The organism is Desmonostoc muscorum LEGE 12446, assembly GCF_015207005.2.
Classification (GTDB): Bacteria; Cyanobacteriota; Cyanobacteriia; order Cyanobacteriales; family Nostocaceae; genus Nostoc; species Nostoc muscorum.
Window position 1 is genome coordinate 8375355 of sequence record NZ_JADEXS020000001.1, and the last position, 17037, is coordinate 8392391.

Here is a 17037-nt window from a genome sequence, read left to right on the forward strand (position 1 = left end):
GATATCTGTCTAAGAGCGAACAATGATAGAGCAGCATCTACAACCTGCGATACCTTCGGTGAGCTTCGCTAACGCAGAACTACAAGAATTTATAGATAATCGCCCGGATGCCCGTGAGGTGAGAAAAGCTTTGGCAGTGAAACTGGTTTATCAAGGCTACAAGTATGAGGAAATTCAAACAATTTTAGATGTCTCTGTTGGTTCAATAACAAGCTGGAAGCAAGCTTATAAGGAATATGGAATTTGCGGATTGCGCTTAAATTATAAAGGCAGAAAGAGTTACCTGAGCGATGAACAGCAACAAGAAGTATTAAGTTGGTTGCAAACTAAGGAGATTTGGGAGCTTGGTGAACTGGAATACAAATTGGCTTTTGAATATGATGTCATCTACGAATCGAAACGGAGTTATTATGATTTATTTGACGCGGCGGGAATTAGTTGGAAAAAAACTACTGGCTTAAACCCAAAGGCGGACATTGAGGCTGTAGCTGCAAAAAAAAACAGATTGAAAAATTGTTGGACAGCAATAGAGAGGAGATAGAAGAAGGAAGACTGAGAGTATTACTAATAGATGAGTGCCATCTGTTATGGGGAGACGTAACTGGTTATGTCTGGGGAAAAACTGACCAAGAAATAGCAATTGGCATCGTTAACGAACGAGAGAAGCAGACATACTACGGGGCGGTTGATTATCTCGATGGTAAGTTGCTTCTTAAAGCTTACAATGCTGGCAATTCAGACAATACAATTGATTATTTACGTTATTTATTAGACCAGTCTCCCAACCAACGATTACTGCTTTTTTGGGATGGTGCTTCTTACCATCGTTCACATCTGGTTCAAAACTTTTTAGGAGAGATAAACCAAGGTTTGTCTCCAGACCAGTGGAAAATTCATTGCGTTCGCTTCGCTCCTAATTGCCCATCACAAAATCCAATTGAGGATATTTGGTTACAAGCTAAAACCTGGGTGCGGCGTTTCTGTGCTTTGATTCCTTCGTTCTCTCATCTCAAATGGATGTTTGAGTGGTTTCTCCGACACACTAACTTTGATTTTGACACTTTACAGATGTACGGAGCTTTTTCAGAAATCAAATACTAGTCCTATATAGGTATAATAAGTTTACTACGGCGTAAAGTTCATAGTAGCTAAGGGTATCACCGTGCCAAAGTAGGTTTCATTGTACGCGCTTGTCCCAAACTTATAGCGGTTCTGAGTTGGGTGCAATATAGTAACAGCAGTGCGTGAACCATCCAATAATGTCTTTTTTAGTTACAGCATCTAAGGCATTTGTAATGGCCTTATCTAGGTATTGAGCCGAGATACGTGTAAGTGCGATTCGTTCTGGAGAAACCCAATATCTGGGAGGATTCCAGGCTTCAGTAGAGTAACTCCACCAGGAGTTGAGTCCGCACTTTAATCCTCTACTGATGACAACTTGATACCCATATAGGTGAGGTGAAATTTTCAACCAAGTCCTATCACCCTGGTGCGGGGTTGAAAGCACGTAAACTACCAGAAAATGGTAGCCCCTACTGAGGAGACTGACTATCTCGCTCTGTAAAGCGGGGACGAAAGCGGTTAATGGTGATAATTGCTGAAAACACCAACCGCAAGCAAGAGTTCACGGGGAGAACAAACAAAATGTCGTTGAGCCATCGTCATATCTCACCAAGGGATATAAGCTTTTGTTTCGGACACACTTTGGTTCGGAAATAACCGAAAGGGTAAGGACTGTTAGGTTCTTGCAACCGAAACAGCGCACTTCCTAGACCCCCGGTGGATAGGCATCCCCTAAAGACTCAAAACAATGGATATCAGGAACGAAGTAAACCAAATTATAACTCCTGTGGTGGTCGATACATAGGTAGGCGGTCAGGCTAAAAGTTTTATTTGGGAGGGATGGGTTAAGAAGCAAACGCCCAAACCGAAGTAACGGTTAAAGCCCCAAAAGGGATGGAGTAACGTCCGGGATAAGCAAACGTAACCCGCAATGTGCATAGAGCTAGGGGTGTAAGTAGCAATGAATACGCCTAAGTCAGATTCAATTGAGAATACTGAGGGATGGAGAAATATAAATTGGCGCAAAGTCGAGAAATACGTCTTCAAGTTGCAAAAACGCATCTACGCCGCTTCGCGTTGTGGTGATATCAAGCGAGTCCGTAAACTTCAGCGAATTTTAATGAGGTCTTGGTCGAATAGGGTACTAGCGGTAAGAAGGGTAACGCAAGATAACCAAGGTAAAAAGACGGCAGGAGTGGATGGGGTAAAATCCTTATCCCCAGAAGCACGTCTCAACCTAGCAAAAGGGCTAAGAATAAATGGTAAATCCAAACCCACACGTAGAATTTGGATACCTAAACCAGGGAAAACTGAAAAACGCCCGCTTTCAATACCCACTATGTTTGACCGCGCCCTACAAGCCGTAGTCAAAACTACCTTAGACCCAGAATGGGAGGCTCGATTTGAGGCATCCAGCTACGGGTTTCGACAAGGCAGGTCATGCCACGATGCCATTAAACATATCAAAAACTGCATAGTATCAAAAGCCAAATTTGTACTAGATGCAGATATTTCGCAATGTTTTGACCGCATTGATCAGAAAGCATTACTTTTGAAACTAAACATGAAGGGAAAAGTTAAGCAACAAATAAAAGCTTGGCTTAATTCTGGAGTAATAGATTCAGGAGAACTGATAGCTACAAATTCTGGCACACCCCAAGGTGGGGTAATTTCGCCATTATTAGCTAACATTGCTTTACATGGTTTAGAAGACCTGATTAATCAAGAATTTCCTGCTAATAAAAGTGGGAAGGTAAGAGGGTCAAAAACCAAATTCGGCTATAAAATCTGCCAACCGACCTTCATTAGGTATGCGGACGATTTCATAGTTTTACACGAATCACGAGCGGTCATTAATCGGTGTGAGGAAATCATCAGAATTTGGCTCAAAGGTATTGGCTTAGAACTGAAACCAGAAAAGACCCGTGTAGCACATACACTGCACCCAGATTTAAGTGAAGATGGTCAAGCAGGATTTGATTTTCTGGGACACCATATTCAGCATAAAAAAGTGGGTAAATACCGAGAAAACAAAAATAGTTTCGGTACTCGTCTTGGTTTCATTACCCTTATTACCCCTTCAAAAAAGGCGATTGATGCTCACAAAAATAAGATGAAAAGCATCATCATAAAATGTAAGTCACGTTCTCAAGCAGAACTAATTAAAGAACTTAACCCTATTATTAGGGGATGGGCTACATTTTATAGAGTTTCAGACGCTGGAACTGTTGGGGATTTCGCCCGGTTAGATAGAATAACTTATCTTCGTCTAAGAAGATGGGCTAAAAGACAAACCGGAAGTATTTATCACGGTCATCAAAAGTATTGGCATACCATAGGTGACAACCATTGGGTATTCACAACTAGACCAGATAGTAACGGATTAAAGTTATTATCACATATCGAATTTCACTCCAGTGTTAACGATTATGTAAAAGTTAGAGGTGATAAAAGTCCTTATGATGATGACACTATCTACTGGAGTTTAAGGTTAAGTAATCATCCAAATTTACCTACTACTAAAAGGAACCTCCTTAAGCAACAGAAAGGTAAATGTATGGGATGTGGCTTAAATTTTCTTGAAGGTGATTTATTGGAGATTGACCACATCAAACCCCTGAGTTGTGGAGGTAAAAAAGAATGGAACAATCTTCAATTACTGCACCGTCATTGCCACAATGTTAAAACTGCTACTGATGGTAGTCAGAAGTCCCTCCGTGACAATAGGGAAACACATTGAGTAGCCGTGTGAAGGGACAACTTTCATGCACGGTTTCGGATGGGAGGGGTGGAACAGTAATGTTCCCCTCGACCCTAACTTGTGGAAATAGGAGTTAGAAAAGCTTGTTATAAATAGCTTTCAGCTTTTTGAGGAACTCTTGTTTGACGCAACTATAAGAAAGCCACAAGGAGTCAGAATTAGTATGCTTTTACTAAAAAAAGTGGTTTTTACGCTCATAAATACCAACTTATAACCGAATCTTGGTAAAATGATAAGAATCGGGGATACTGGCGGTAACGCTAACCTTTGCTGCATCGAGTTTCGTCATATGTCTACACTGGATACCTTACCCGATCTCCAATCACCGAAAGTTGGTAAAATGGAAAAAGTGAGCCTCCTGTCTTCGGGTGCAAGTCGCCGAATCAACGCAGATATGAGGATGTGCGATCGCGGAAATATCTCTTTCCCTGTTTGGCTAAAACAGAGAAGTAAAAAGCTAAACCTTATATAAGGTAAGCTTTTTCAGCCTCTATTTCCGTTTGATAGGGTCGAGATTCCCATACACCATTGTCACCGGATAACTAATATCCGTTGTCTAGCCCGTGAGCTAGAAACATAGTACAAACGATTAAACTCTCTAATCTTTGCCAGGACTGCCTTACTGTCATCTCCTCGTTCTGGATAAAGTCGCTTACTCAAATCTTTACCATCAATACCCGCTTCTAAGAAAGTGCTACCTTGGCTATTGTGAACAGTTAATGCAAAGCAGTTTCTGATGTTGGCAAACTGCTCTGAATGTTTGTAGTACTGCTTCCACAGAAAGGGATTACGCTTGGCACTTCTGAGTAAGCGTTTGGTTTCTTGGTCAAATTGTTTTTGCTCATCTTCATGCAGAACATAGATTTGACGCACAATCCCTTCATCTGTCTCTACCTTTAACCTCCAAGTATCATAGTTGTTGTAACGATCGCCAAAAACATCTAAAACAGTAAACTCTGTAGATGTAGCAAGAATCGTAGTTTTACCATCAGGAGCCATCACAGGATCTCTAGTGATTAATCTCTCTCCAGGAATAAAGCGATTGATATTTTCACCATATAAATGAGTGCGAATCTGCTGATTGTAAAAGTCAACTTGAGTATTAGTCCAGGATAAAATTCGGAAACAATCTGGGTTTTGAGCAAATTCTCTCTTCATCTTTTTGCAGGCATAACGCAGCAAAGTTTGACGTTTAACCATCAGCGCCCCATTACTTTTATCAGGCAGATATTTGGCATAAGGCTCAAAAGGAAACTTGCTCTTGGTGACTGCATAGCGAGAAGCAGTGACAAATTCTAACAAAGGGCTACCAGTTCCTTGACGCACAACTTGAGTCAAAACTGCTTTATCTGGCACTTGAAAACTAGGGGATTTTCCTTCATTAACTGGATTTAACTGTGCTGGGTCGCCCATGAGAATAATTTTGATTTTTGTCCAGGTGGATGATTGGTTAGCAACATCCTCAATCCAGCGCCAGAGTTGTTTGCCAATCATGGAACATTCATCAATAAAGACAACATCAAATAGATTGATGTAAGAAGGCCCAGTTTGGTCAAGTACTTTCTCTTTACCTCTAGTTACCATACCCAGTCCTAACAACTGGTGAATGGTGAAGAATTCTACCCCAGTTACGCCATTTTCTGCCGCCATGCGTTGTAGCACACCTACAGCTTTATTAGTGGGTGCAGTCAGTACAACTCGCTTACCCGTAGCGACAAGAACTTTAACTAGTTGGAAAACAATAGTTGACTTGCCGGTTCCAGCATAGCCAACCAGCAGAAATAAAGCAGCCATCACGGTTGGCTGTATAAATGTCCACATTGCATCTAAAGCTTTTTGCTGCTGCTGGGTGAGTTGAAATGGAAAAGAACCGGTTGCAGCGAAAGTAGGAAGTGTTTGGATCATCATCGCTTCGCTAATTCCATTAATTGATCCACTCAATGCAGCGATAGCTGTTGGTTTTACTTCTCCGAAAAACAATACTCCTTTTGGTTTGAGGAATATATGTTTCTATATCCATTCGGCATCATCAGAAATCAATATATTGAAAGTTTTTTAATATTCAGATGATTTAGTTAAATCTGGAGTTGCATATATATATTTTTCCATGAAGGTAAACATCCTCAATCTTAAAATTATTGCTACTCGGAAATCCTACTTGAATTCTTGTCATTACAAATTTTCGCGCATGTCACCATATGACTTCACTACGCATTAATACGTATCCAAATATACTAAAGTCTTATTACACTGAAAATAGTTTTTAGCGTAGGCGTGGCCTGCCGTAGACATCGCTCGTTTTTTATCCGGTCTCACTCTGGAGCGTTGCTCCCATCTCTATGTTGTTGATCAAACAAAAATACCTGCCTTACAGAACTGCATTTTTCAGCGTGGGAGTAACCTTGCTAGTCAAGTTGGGACTAGAGCATCTAACTGGAATCACAAGTTCTTTCAGCTTGTGGCTGATTGCTATCTCTATAAGTACTTGGTACGGTAGCATCATTTCAGGATTGACATCAGTGTTTTTGGCTGCTTTAGCTAGTCATTACTTTTTTACAAATCCATCTTCTACTCTCGATAGTCTAGAATTTGTATTATTTGTTATCGAGGGTCTATTAATCAGTGCGCTAACTGCTAACTTCCAGTCATGTAAACAGCAGTCAGATACTGATAAAACAGAAGCCCAAATCAATCTAAAAGATTTATTACAGAGTCAGCGTTCACTTCGTCAAGGTGAAGAACTATACCGAACATTAACCCAAAATCTACCCAATGGAGTAGTTTTTCTCTTTGATCGAGATATGCGCTTTATGGGTGCTGAGGGTACAGAACTGCAAATCTTTGGTTTACCAAAAGAAGAGTTCCAAGGTAAAACGCTGCACGAAACTGTTCTCCCTGAGACTTACGAACTGATAGAACCAGCTTACCGTAGTACCTTACAGGGTACTCCAATGTGTATTGAAATTCCTTATAACAATCAAGTTTATCTAATACAAACTTTTCCAGTCAAAGATGAAAATAGCAAAATTCTGACGGGCTTGGCAATCTTCCAAAACGTCACGAACCGCAAACAAGCAGAAGCAAAAATTATCAAGTTAAACCAAGCTTTAAATCGACGAGTTAAAGAACTACAAACTTTGTTAGAGGTGATTCCAACTGGCATTGGCATTGCAGAAGATCCAGAATGCCGAACTATTCGAGCTAATCCGGCTCTTGCCAAACTGCTGGGCATACCTGTTGACGCAAATGCCTCTCTCAGCGCTCCCAATGATGAACGTCCAACTAACTTTAAAGTTTATCAGTCAGGCAGAGAATTAGCTCCAGAAGAACTGGCTATGCAATATGCTACCACTCATGGGGTGGAAATACTGGATTCGGAAATTGAGGTGGTTCGTGATGATGGTGTGAGAATTAACCTATCGCAGTATGCTGCCCCTTTATTTGATGAAGATGGAAAAGTGCGGGGGTGTGTAAGTATATTTCTAGATATTACCCAGCGCAACCAGGCAGAAAAAAAACTGCAAGCGGCTAGAGATCAGTTACAGACTGTACTGGAGGCTGTACCTGGAATTGTATCTTGGGTCAGTTCCGATTTGTGCTATCTAGGTGTCAACAAGCACTTAGCTGATAGTTTTGATTTGTCTCCCGAAGCTTTTGTTGGTCAGGATATTGGTTTTTTAGCTAGTGGTAATGGGTTTCGTGAGTTCGTGCAAAATTTCTTTGCTGGAGATCAATCTGAAGCATTATATGAGTTGAAATCCATAAGCGCAGATCGTAGTTATTTAATTGTGGCTCAAAAATATGACCAGAACAAAGCCGCATTTTTAATCGGCATTGATATCACTGAACAAAAGCGTGTAGAGGAAGAACTGAGACAAAAGACTGAGGAACTGGCAGAAATAAATCGAGTCAAGGATGAATTCGTCGCTGTCTTGTCTCATGAGTTACGCACTCCCATGCATAATCTCCACGGTTGGGCGCAACTATTGCTAACTGAACATGAGATGGATGAAGCACTGAAAATTGAGGGACTGGAAACGATTGAACGGAATGCCCGTCTACAAGTTCGCTTAATTGACGATTTGTTGGATCTGGCTAGGATGCAGAAGGGCGAGATGAATTTGGAAATCGAACCTGTTGACCTAGCAAGTGTAATTCGGTCAGCAGCAGATACTATTCGATTGTCAGCCGAAACAAAGGGCATTCAAATTAAGTTACATCTTGATACTGGTGTGTCCAAGGTTTTAGGTGATGCCATTCGTTTACAACAAGTGGTTTGGAATTTGCTTTCAAATGCAATCAAGTTTAGTTCCAAGAATGAAAGTGTAGAGGTGAGGTTGGAACAAGTTGAGTCTCAGGCTCAGATTACTGTTATTGATCGAGGGAGGGGCATAGAAGCAGAATTTCTACCATTCGTCTTTGAACGGTTTAGTCAGCGTGACGCTTCAACTACTCGTTCTGCTGGTGGATTAGGGTTAGGACTTGCGATCGCTCTGACAATTGTAGAACTCCACAATGGCAAGATCACAGCAGCCAGTGCGGGATTCGGCAAGGGTTCGACATTCACGGTGAGGCTACCTATCGTAACAATGACAAAGCAGTTGAGTAATGATGAACTAGTAGTAGGAGAATTGCTGTATGGGAATAAGGAAATTGCCCAATTGCAGAACTTGTGCATTCTGGTTGTAGATGACGATGCAGATGCTCGGATGTTAATGCAGACTGTTCTCCAAAGCGCCGGGGCAGATGTATTAGTGGCAGCATCAGTAAAAGAAGCGTTGGCACTTTTAGAACAGCAATCGCCCGCTCTACTGATTAGTGATATCAGTATGCCAGATGAGGATGGCTTTACCTTGATTCGTCAGATTCGCTCCCGCACTATAGAACCCATTTGACATCTTGTGAGGTTTTGAATTAAGGTACTCCTCAGCATCTAAAATCCAATACTAATGGCGTATTCCAGCAACCTCACTGATGCAGAATGGGAAATTTTTGAACCCTTATTGCAAGAGATATTACCGACTAAGAAGCAGACTCGACCGACCAACTGGCCAAAGCGAGATATCTTCAATGGAATTCTCTATCAACTAAAAAATGGATGCAATTGGCAAGACTTACCTAAAGACCTCCCCCCTTATTCCACTGTATATTGGCACTACAAACAGTGGCGAGCAGCCGGGGTATTTGAGGAACTGATGAGTGTCTTACATGGACAAGTGCGTGAACAGGTAAAAAAAAAACCGCACTGGACGACATTGATCATCATTGACTCCCAAGCAGTGAAAAATACCTGCAACGCCAGTGTGGAGTCGAAAGGTTTTTGCTTCTACAAAGCCACCAACGGTATTAAAAGGCATTTGGCTATTGACACCCTTGGGTTTCCCTTTTTTACGCTCTGTACTCGCGCCAATGTCTCGGATGATGCCGGATTAATTGAGATGTTTACTCTCAACATCGACTACTTCAAGTCAAAACCTATCGATATTCCCAAGATTACTATCCTGCTAGATCATGGGTATCACCCAGAATATTTGACTCAGGAGTTAGAGCGAATTTACCCAGAGATCATGACCAAAATTCAGTTTCAACTTTCTACGAAACCCTCAAAACAAGAGAAAGCGGCACAAGGAAAATCTGGATTTGTTCCGGCAATAGCTAGATGGGTGATCGAACGCTCCAATGCTTGGATGGAGCGCTGTAAAATTCTGGTTAAGAACTTTGAACGAACCCTGGTTAGTGCCACTGCCAAACTCAATATCTGCTTCATCAGGCTAATGATTAAGAGGCTTGCAGCACCTTCTTAGATGTCAAATGGGTTCTATAAAGCAAGGGGGACAAATTCCAGCGATCGCTCTCACTGCTTTTGCTGAAGCCAAAAATGAGCAACGTATTTTAAAAGCAGGGTTTCAACTTTTTATTGCCAAGCCAATTGAACCAATGGAACTTGTGGACAAGATCATTGAGGTATTAAAAACTTGATCAACAGTATAGCAATCACCTGACGGCATTCGTGGTGAGTTAACTGAAACTCACGGTTATTGCAGCGAATGGTAATGTGATAACAGTATCCTGGTTTGATCTCACGGGGTTTTCTGGACATCTTTCAGCTAGCGAGTGAGGTATTCTTGCTTGAATACCCCACTTATTACCTTACTATTCCTGTCAAATATCGCCTGACTAGCATGGTAGTATTTGGCGGGGGAAGTCATGGTGTGTAAGATGGCAATAGAACTGTATCCATCATCCTTTCGTTGCGACTGTGGGCATCAATCGGATTTCTTTGAGAATACCGTCTCTGATATGAAAAACATGAGCATCCGTAAACGAGTCACTTTAGGAGACTCTGAAGATAACGAACACAGAATTGTTTTTTTCAAGAGTAAGGCAATAGAGATTATTTGTCCCCAACTCGGAACCTGCACAATAACCGACTCACAGTAACGGGCTTTAGAGATGAGTCACCACGCCTCACTGTCAGAACTCGATGCCCTCTTCGCCTCCCTCCACCATTGAGCCTTGAGATGATAATTGTAAGATGAGTGCTATGCTGACAGAATTTACCCTCGCCAGCTTCAAAAGCTACAGTACAAGCCGATTGCCCCTTGGGTCGCTGACAGTACTAATAGGTGCAAACGCCGCAGGTAAAAGTAATGCCCTTGAAGGTCTGCGCTTTCTGTCATGGCTAGCACAAGGGCAAAAACTCTCCAGCATTCAATATGCAGTAAATAGTGCAGAGCGCGTTGTACGCGGTCGAGTAAATGATTTGTGCCATAGAGGAGAGTCAAATTTTACCATTGGTTGCTATTTGGACTCAACACAGTGGAATAAACTCGATATAACCCTCAATGTGCGTGACGGAGAACTGCACATTAGTAGTGAGCGGATCATTGGCTCGACAAGTCAACTTCCACTATATGACCTAGATCAACCCTCTCAAGGAGCAGGGACAGATGTTGGTGTCGCATATAACAACTTTACAAGGGGAAAAAATAAACCACGAGTAACGTGCAGCGATCAAATGGCTATATTCGTGCAATTAGATAGCCCTGCCCGTTTTGATGCAAAATACCCCAAATCTCAAAAGACTATTCCTGAGACTGTCCGCGAATATCAACGAGTCTTAAAGAATATCTTATTTCTAGATCCCGTCCCCGCCAAAATGCGCGAATACAGCTTCAAATCCGATAAGCGATTACAAGAAGATGGTACAAATCTTTCTAGTGTTTTATTTCGCTTGTGGGAAAACAACCCCGACAATCAACAGGCAATTCTGAACTTTATCCAAAGTCTACCAGAACAGGCTATAGATGGGCTAGATTTTCTTTTCGGTCCACGGGATGAAGTCATGGTGCGGCTAGCGGAAACCTTTGGTAATAACCGTCGCTATTGTGAGGCAGCATTATTATCCGATGGCACTTTGCGGGTATTGGCTATAACTGCTGCTATGCTATCGGCACCCGTTGGTAGTTTAGTCGTCATCGAGGAAATTGACAACGGTGTTCATCCTAACCGTGCCAAGCATTTACTCACCAGTATCCGCGATATTGCCGAGCAGAGGAAGTTACGAGTGCTGCTTTCTACCCACAACCCAGCCCTAATGGATGCCTTACCCGATGCGGCTCTCGGTGATGTAGTGTTTTGTTTCCGAGATCCAGAGTCAGGAGATAGCCGCCTTGTACGGCTTGGGGATATGTACGATTTCCCAAGTCTGATATCTCAGGGGCCGCTCGGTCAACTGGTAACTGCTGGGGTAGTAGATCGGTTCGTTAAATCGCCGCACACACCTGAAGACAGAAAACAGCAAGCTATGGAATGGCTGTCTCGTTTGCAGGAGTACGGCAATGAGTAGTATCTGCCTGATAGATACCAGCATATTCCTCGAAATACTTAACGTCCCCAACTATAATCAGCATAGAGCATTAGTCCTCCAAGATTATCAGACTTATTTTCAATCTGGCTGTACTTTTTTGTTGCCTATGGCGACGATCCTCGAAACAGGCAACCACATTGCCCAAAACGGCGATGGCACAATGCGAAGGAAAACTGCCCTACGTTTTGTTAAAGAAGTTAAAGAGGCATTCACAGGCGTAGCTCCCTGGAGACCTACTACATTCCCAAACACGGCAGAGATATTGGAGTGGATTGACCAGTTCCCGGATCTGGCTGGCAAAAACAAAGCTCCTAATAAGCAAGAAGGAACCAGTTTCGGTGATTTTAGCATCATTCAGGAATTTCATAAGTCCTGTAATCTCTTTCAAATGAGTGAAGTGTTTATCTGGTCGCTAGACAGCGATTTACAGAATTATCACCAAAGGGGAAAATGACAATACTTAGCATCAGCATCGAGATTAGGGCGAACGCATATTGTCATTAAGAAGCCGGTGTTATCAACAAATTCTCAAATAATCGCATTAAGCAATGCTAACTGACTTATCACTCAGTTAGCTTTTTGACCGTCGCTATCTCCCTGCTTCAAAATTATTGCATTAATTAATTTTTCTATTTTCAAATTCTGAATTATCTGAATTTAGTAAAAAGAAATGTATTTTAACCAGTGCATAATGCATAACCTCTAGCGTTGCTGTCCTAGTCTGAGTAGACGGTCATTTAAGGCGATTCTTCCTAATTCAGAAATAACCTCAACTGGAACACCAACAGATGTAGCTGCTTCTGGGATTGTTACTCTGGTATTTCGCAACAGGTCTAAAACTTGCTGCATTTTAAGAACAACTGGATCGCTTTTGTTGGTGTAACCCCGATTAATAGCAATTTTCAGCCCGGTTTCAATATCATCTACTCTAGCTCTGCGATTTTTATCTATCAATAGTGTCTGCTGACCAGCAATTACGCTACTTCCAGAAGCCGCTCCGTATCTTGGCGCTCCGTATCTTGGCGCAGTGCCGGAGGCAATGCCTTCTCTACGAGAGGCTCCGCCAACGGCAACGTCTTCTGGTGCGTCCGCTACGCGTAGCTTGCTTCCCTGTAGGGGTACGACGATCGCATTTGCAATCTGAATACCAATATAACCAGTGTTTCTACGCACTGGAACGATATCGAAGTTGTAGAGTCGTTTTTGTCCCGTTTTGTCTACAGTTTGGACAAGTAAGTTAGTAATGGCAGTAGTGGTAGCCCCTGGAAACTTTAGCGGTTGGATTGGCCTCAGAAAAATGGTTGTAGCACGTCCGCTTTTTAAATCTGTATCTGTGGTGTAGACCAGTCGTGAAGGGTCTGCTACCAAAATATAGGCGATCGCCTCGTCGGTTTGAGTGAAGCTAATGGGCGTAGCACGTCCTGGAGTAACTTGAACCTGAATCCTATTGCTTGCAGCCATATCCCGTTCAATCAAGCGATATGCAGAAGTTTGTGCTTGTGCCTGTACAAAAGGTATCGTCACCCCAAATAGTATTGTGGTGCTAGCAATAACAAGAGTGGCAAATTGTTTCATACCAATGAAAGAATTTTGGACTAGAAGTTTTGACTTATAAACTGTTCTAGTAATCTCAAAAATTAAGTTGTAGAACGTTCAGTTTGTATCTATTCAATAGCCAGGATGCTGTAGATAACTTGACTTCAATCTGTTTGAATTTTAAATTGCTGGCTACTTATACCAAATTGGTATCATCGTTCAACTTTCAAAAAACTATTGACGACAACCGAGACTTCTGTACCTTCAGGTAAAAACTGGATATTTGGACGTTCTAGTAATTCTTGCACTGCTTGGTCAGAGCGTCTAGACAGACGTTCACTGACTGGACTAAAAAAGCCTTCCAACGCCGCCGCCCAAATCTGAGGATTAGAGTTACTAGTAATAGTACTTTGGTTAAAAGTGCCATTAGAAACAACAGTGCTAGATTGAGCGCGGGGCTGATTCACTATGCTTCCCACCTTACCCAAACTACTGAGTAATCCAACTAATAAATCTTGTTGGGCAATATCTGTCCCCACATCATTCAGCTTTTTAGCAATTAACGGTTGCTGTCCTCGACCGCGAATTAACAAAGTCTCAGCCGGAATAGTTTCCTGTTTGACTGTGCCTTGGAAGTCAGGGTAAATAAGCGCGATCGCACTAGCAGATACTAAGTTATTCTTTTTACCTACTGCCACTGTTTTCGTTACTAAAACAGTACCAGCCGGGAGTGCCACCGTGCCATCTGTGGCTGTGAGAGGTTTGGTTAACTCGATAGCAAAGCGATCGCTGGGATTATTCCCTCCCTGATCCCAAATCATCGGCATAATAATTCTACCTGGGGCAGATGTACCCAGTGCTACCTCTTTAGTTTCATCTACATTGAGATTGGTTGTAGCTACAGGGGTGCGATTGAGGATACCTACCATTCCTGGAGTCAAGTTATCAGTTTTACTGTCAGTGCTTCTGGAGCCAATTAAAACTGTTTGAATACCAGGGTCTTCGGGAGTGGAAATGGATGCCCTAGCTGTTGGTTTCAAGCTTGTTGGAGTTTGAGTCTTTACAGCAACTTCTGACTGAGTTTCAGCTACTTTAGAGTTATCGATTTGCGACTGTCCCAGGCTAGCTAGTTGGCTCCACTGCTGGAAAGGATCGACATTACTTTCAGGCTGTCGTATTGGTGTTGAAGCTTGATAATTTACAGGATTTGGAGAAATATACCGCACTACTGGGGGCGCAGGTTGAGAAATTCTTACAGGAGTTATTGGTGTTATGCGCGATGTAGGAGTTGTGCGCGGTGAAAAAGTCTGAGGAGGTTGAGATGGCTTTGGTTTAGGTTTATTTTGTAGGGTTGGATTTGGGGATTTAGCAGCAACAGGTTCCACTTTAAGTTGTTGCCGTTGGTCTTGAAAGGCTAATCTGCTTTTCAGTTCGGCAGATTCATCTAAAACTGGTTCGCCTTTTGGAGATGTAGTAGGAGTTTGAACTACTTGTTTGACAGGAGGTTTCGGTTGGAGAAATCCAAACCAGATCAGTGCTACAGAGCCAATAACGATTCCCACTAAGGCAACTACTGAACCTAGTCGAACACTGGGTTTTTCTGCTAACGGTCGCTCTACTGCTCCTTCTGCATCTTGTTTCAAGCGATATTCTTCGGAAATGAGGTGATTTGCGGTGGGGTTATAACCTGCCAACAACTGCTCCTCTTCAGGGCTGATATCATCATCAGCGACCAAAGTGGCTTGGGTAGAGCGATGATTGCCGTTAGTAATGTTGAATTCCGACGAAAAATCAGCAGAGTTCTCGTTTAGGTAGTCAAATTCATGATTTTGATTTGAATTGGTCATAATTCTACCTTTTTCTTTTAGCGTCGTTGCTGAGAATTGAACTCAACCATCTTGGTAATTTGCAGTCCAGACGAGCGCACTTCATAAATTTTCTGTTCTACCAGGGGGGCATCTTTACCTAAAGGAGATCGGGGAATCTCCACTGCTTGGACGGTAAAGGTGCGGTTAAAAGGAATACGCTCATCTCTACCAGTAGTTCGGTCAACTAAGATACGGGTAGCAATCATGTCTATTTCCCATTCCCCAGGTCGTACTGCTCTTGGTTCTGACAGATAGGAAATAATAGTGGTGCTACGCAGCTGACCTGAAAAGAAGCTGGTAGGAACTAATTCGGCAATCTTCGGTAGAGAAGCTTTGGCAAATTCCGGTTCTAGTAGCAGGGACGCAAACCAAGTATTTGTAGGAATGCGCCCATTTCTACCAACTTGAATGCCTTGGTCTGGTTGATTACTGCCAGTGAGTTTGTCATCCCAATTAAATGTTAGGGTTGTCCAATCACTAACTACCTTTTGAATTACAGCTGGATAGCGCCAATTGCGGTCTTGCTCAGAAATGTAGATTGTCTCGCCATTTACCAACTGGGCAAAGGTCGTCTTGCGATCGGCAATTTTATTGACCCTGAAAGCGGTGAATAGAGTCAACAAAAATATCAGACCGTTAAATGCAGTTAGGCAGATAAAGCAAACAGCTAGAAGGTTTTTGGCTTCTGGAAGCAATGGAGCTTGAAGTCGTTTAATTTGCAGAGTCATACCAAATTGGCATAAGTAGTATTGTTTGAAAATCCACCGAACAGCCTTGTGTTAAAGGTTTGTAATCTAAAATCCAAAATTGGTATTACCCCCTGCGGAGTAAAGCAATACTGGTAGCAGTTCCAATGGCACTGCTAAAAATATCGATTAAACCTTTGACATTGGCAGAAATGCCGTTATAGATTGCCATTCCCCCACCTCCAGCTATCAATACCGCCAAAACTGGTGCAAAGATGCTCAGGAAACATAAAAATGCTACATCAGATGCTAATTCAGCACCCGACTTCACCAGGACGACGGCTGCTAAACCTACTAAAATGTTGTAACCAAGTTGAACGCCAAACAAGGAAATAAACCCTGTCAGCCATGCCCAAATAGGACGACCTTGTAATGGCAGCAAAGATAAACCAACTGCGATCGGCGCAAATAATGCCGTTAGCAACAGAGCAGCTTCCAAGATGTTTACAAAGCCCCATTGCAGGGCATACAGGATAAAACGAATGATGGGGATGGCAGTATCTCGAAACACACTACCTGGATCATTGGCAAACTGAACAGCAGTACCGATTTGACCAGGCAAAGTTCTATTCCAGAGAAAACTAGCAAAATCTCGTAGTGGTTGGAGTGGAGATTTAGCTTGCTCTTCAGCTTTGGTAACAATTGCCTGTGCCTGGGCTTGCTTTGAGTTCCAGCATTCAACTAACTCTGTACCGACTTTTCCTTGACATTCGCTATAGAGGTTTTCTAGCTGTTGTCTAGCGATACTGCTAATTGCCACATTGGTAATAGCATCTCGAAATGTTAGTTCACCAACTTGAAGTTGAAGGACGCTTTGCACTTGGTTGTAAGCGAAGCCTCGGATAACAGTAATTGTCTTCGCCAGCATATTGCCGTTGGCCCCCAAGAAAATCATAATCACGAAGGGCCAAACAAAGATTGATGCCAGTTCTGACCATGATTGCTTTTCAATGATTTCCTTGCCAGTGGTTAGCGCCACAAATAAGATGCTGGCGGCTCCCAAGGTGATGCCCAATTTAATCAAGCCAATCCATAATGCTGAACCGAGCGGATCTAAAGTAACTAGCCACACGGTATTCCACGACTCAACTGTGGCGCGAGAAAGTTCTAAAGAACTGGAGATAATTTCTAGGGCATCGGATTCTCCGCCTGTTACTGGAAATGATTGAGCAATAATGTGCATCATGAGTGTTG

At 42.5% G+C, this 17037-nt stretch carries 13 protein-coding genes; 8 read left to right on the forward strand and 5 right to left on the reverse strand.

Annotation, left to right across the window (positions count from 1 at the left end; translation table 11 throughout):
- Positions 1-22: 22 nt before the first annotated feature.
- The 3 genes from IQ276_RS34355 to IQ276_RS34365 all read left to right on the forward strand — a co-directional run bounded on the left by IQ276_RS34355 (position 23) and on the right by IQ276_RS34365 (position 4295).
- Positions 23-1101 (forward strand): IS630 family transposase gene (locus IQ276_RS34355; protein ID WP_193926078.1). Its coding sequence is split into 2 segments (ribosomal slippage): positions 23-491 and positions 491-1101, totalling 1080 coding nucleotides; the frame shifts between segments, so codons are not numbered across the junction.
- Between the two features lie 922 nt (positions 1102-2023).
- Positions 2024-3802, forward strand: a complete 1779-nt coding sequence (gene ltrA, locus IQ276_RS34360; RefSeq protein WP_193914597.1) for a group II intron reverse transcriptase/maturase — start codon at positions 2024-2026, stop codon at positions 3800-3802.
- Between the two features lie 250 nt (positions 3803-4052).
- Entirely contained in the window at positions 4053-4295 is a 243-nt protein-coding gene (locus tag IQ276_RS34365; RefSeq protein ID WP_235116218.1) for a hypothetical protein, read from the forward strand.
- A gap of 59 nt (positions 4296-4354) precedes the next feature.
- Here the strand turns inward: IQ276_RS34365 and IQ276_RS34370 are convergent, their stop codons facing one another.
- Positions 4355-5764, reverse strand: coding sequence for an ATP-dependent DNA helicase (locus IQ276_RS34370; RefSeq protein WP_235116219.1), 1410 nt, complete (start codon positions 5762-5764; stop codon positions 4355-4357).
- 398 nt (positions 5765-6162) lie between these two features.
- Between IQ276_RS34370 and IQ276_RS34375 the strand changes: the two genes are divergently transcribed.
- The 5 genes from IQ276_RS34375 (at position 6163) to IQ276_RS34395 (ending at position 12147) form a co-directional block, all read left to right on the forward strand.
- On the forward strand, positions 6163-8718 hold the full coding sequence (locus tag IQ276_RS34375) for an ATP-binding protein (RefSeq protein WP_193921170.1): 2556 nt from the start codon (positions 6163-6165) through the stop codon (positions 8716-8718).
- A 54-nt stretch (positions 8719-8772) separates the two neighbouring features.
- Positions 8773-9627, forward strand: a complete 855-nt coding sequence (locus tag IQ276_RS34380; protein WP_235115308.1) for an IS5 family transposase — start codon at positions 8773-8775, stop codon at positions 9625-9627.
- Positions 9628-9634: 7 nt separating this feature from the next.
- A complete protein-coding gene (locus tag IQ276_RS34385) occupies positions 9635-9802 on the forward strand; it encodes a response regulator (protein WP_193916716.1) in 168 nt (55 codons plus the stop codon).
- A gap of 565 nt (positions 9803-10367) precedes the next feature.
- Positions 10368-11672 carry an AAA family ATPase gene (locus IQ276_RS34390; RefSeq protein WP_228043035.1) on the forward strand — a complete coding sequence of 435 codons (1305 nt, stop codon included), beginning with the start codon at positions 10368-10370 and terminating at the stop codon, positions 11670-11672.
- Positions 11665-12147, forward strand: coding sequence for a hypothetical protein (locus IQ276_RS34395; protein WP_193916720.1), 483 nt, complete (start codon positions 11665-11667; stop codon positions 12145-12147). Before IQ276_RS34390 ends, IQ276_RS34395 begins: the two co-directional genes overlap by 8 nt.
- Before the next feature lie 248 nt (positions 12148-12395).
- Here IQ276_RS34395 and IQ276_RS34400 read toward each other — a convergent pair whose 3' ends face one another.
- From IQ276_RS34400 to IQ276_RS34415, 4 genes are all read right to left on the reverse strand, one after another.
- Positions 12396-13268, reverse strand: coding sequence for a hypothetical protein (locus tag IQ276_RS34400; protein WP_228043036.1), 873 nt, complete (start codon positions 13266-13268; stop codon positions 12396-12398).
- Between the two features lie 173 nt (positions 13269-13441).
- Positions 13442-15076 carry a TrbI/VirB10 family protein gene (locus IQ276_RS34405; RefSeq protein ID WP_235116220.1) on the reverse strand — a complete coding sequence of 545 codons (1635 nt, stop codon included), beginning with the start codon at positions 15074-15076 and terminating at the stop codon, positions 13442-13444.
- 17 nt (positions 15077-15093) lie between these two features.
- Positions 15094-15825, reverse strand: coding sequence for a hypothetical protein (locus IQ276_RS34410; RefSeq protein ID WP_228043037.1), 732 nt, complete (start codon positions 15823-15825; stop codon positions 15094-15096).
- An 85-nt stretch (positions 15826-15910) separates the two neighbouring features.
- Positions 15911-17029 carry a hypothetical protein gene (locus tag IQ276_RS34415; protein ID WP_193916728.1) on the reverse strand — a complete coding sequence of 373 codons (1119 nt, stop codon included), beginning with the start codon at positions 17027-17029 and terminating at the stop codon, positions 15911-15913.
- Between the last annotated feature and the right edge of the window lie 8 nt (positions 17030-17037).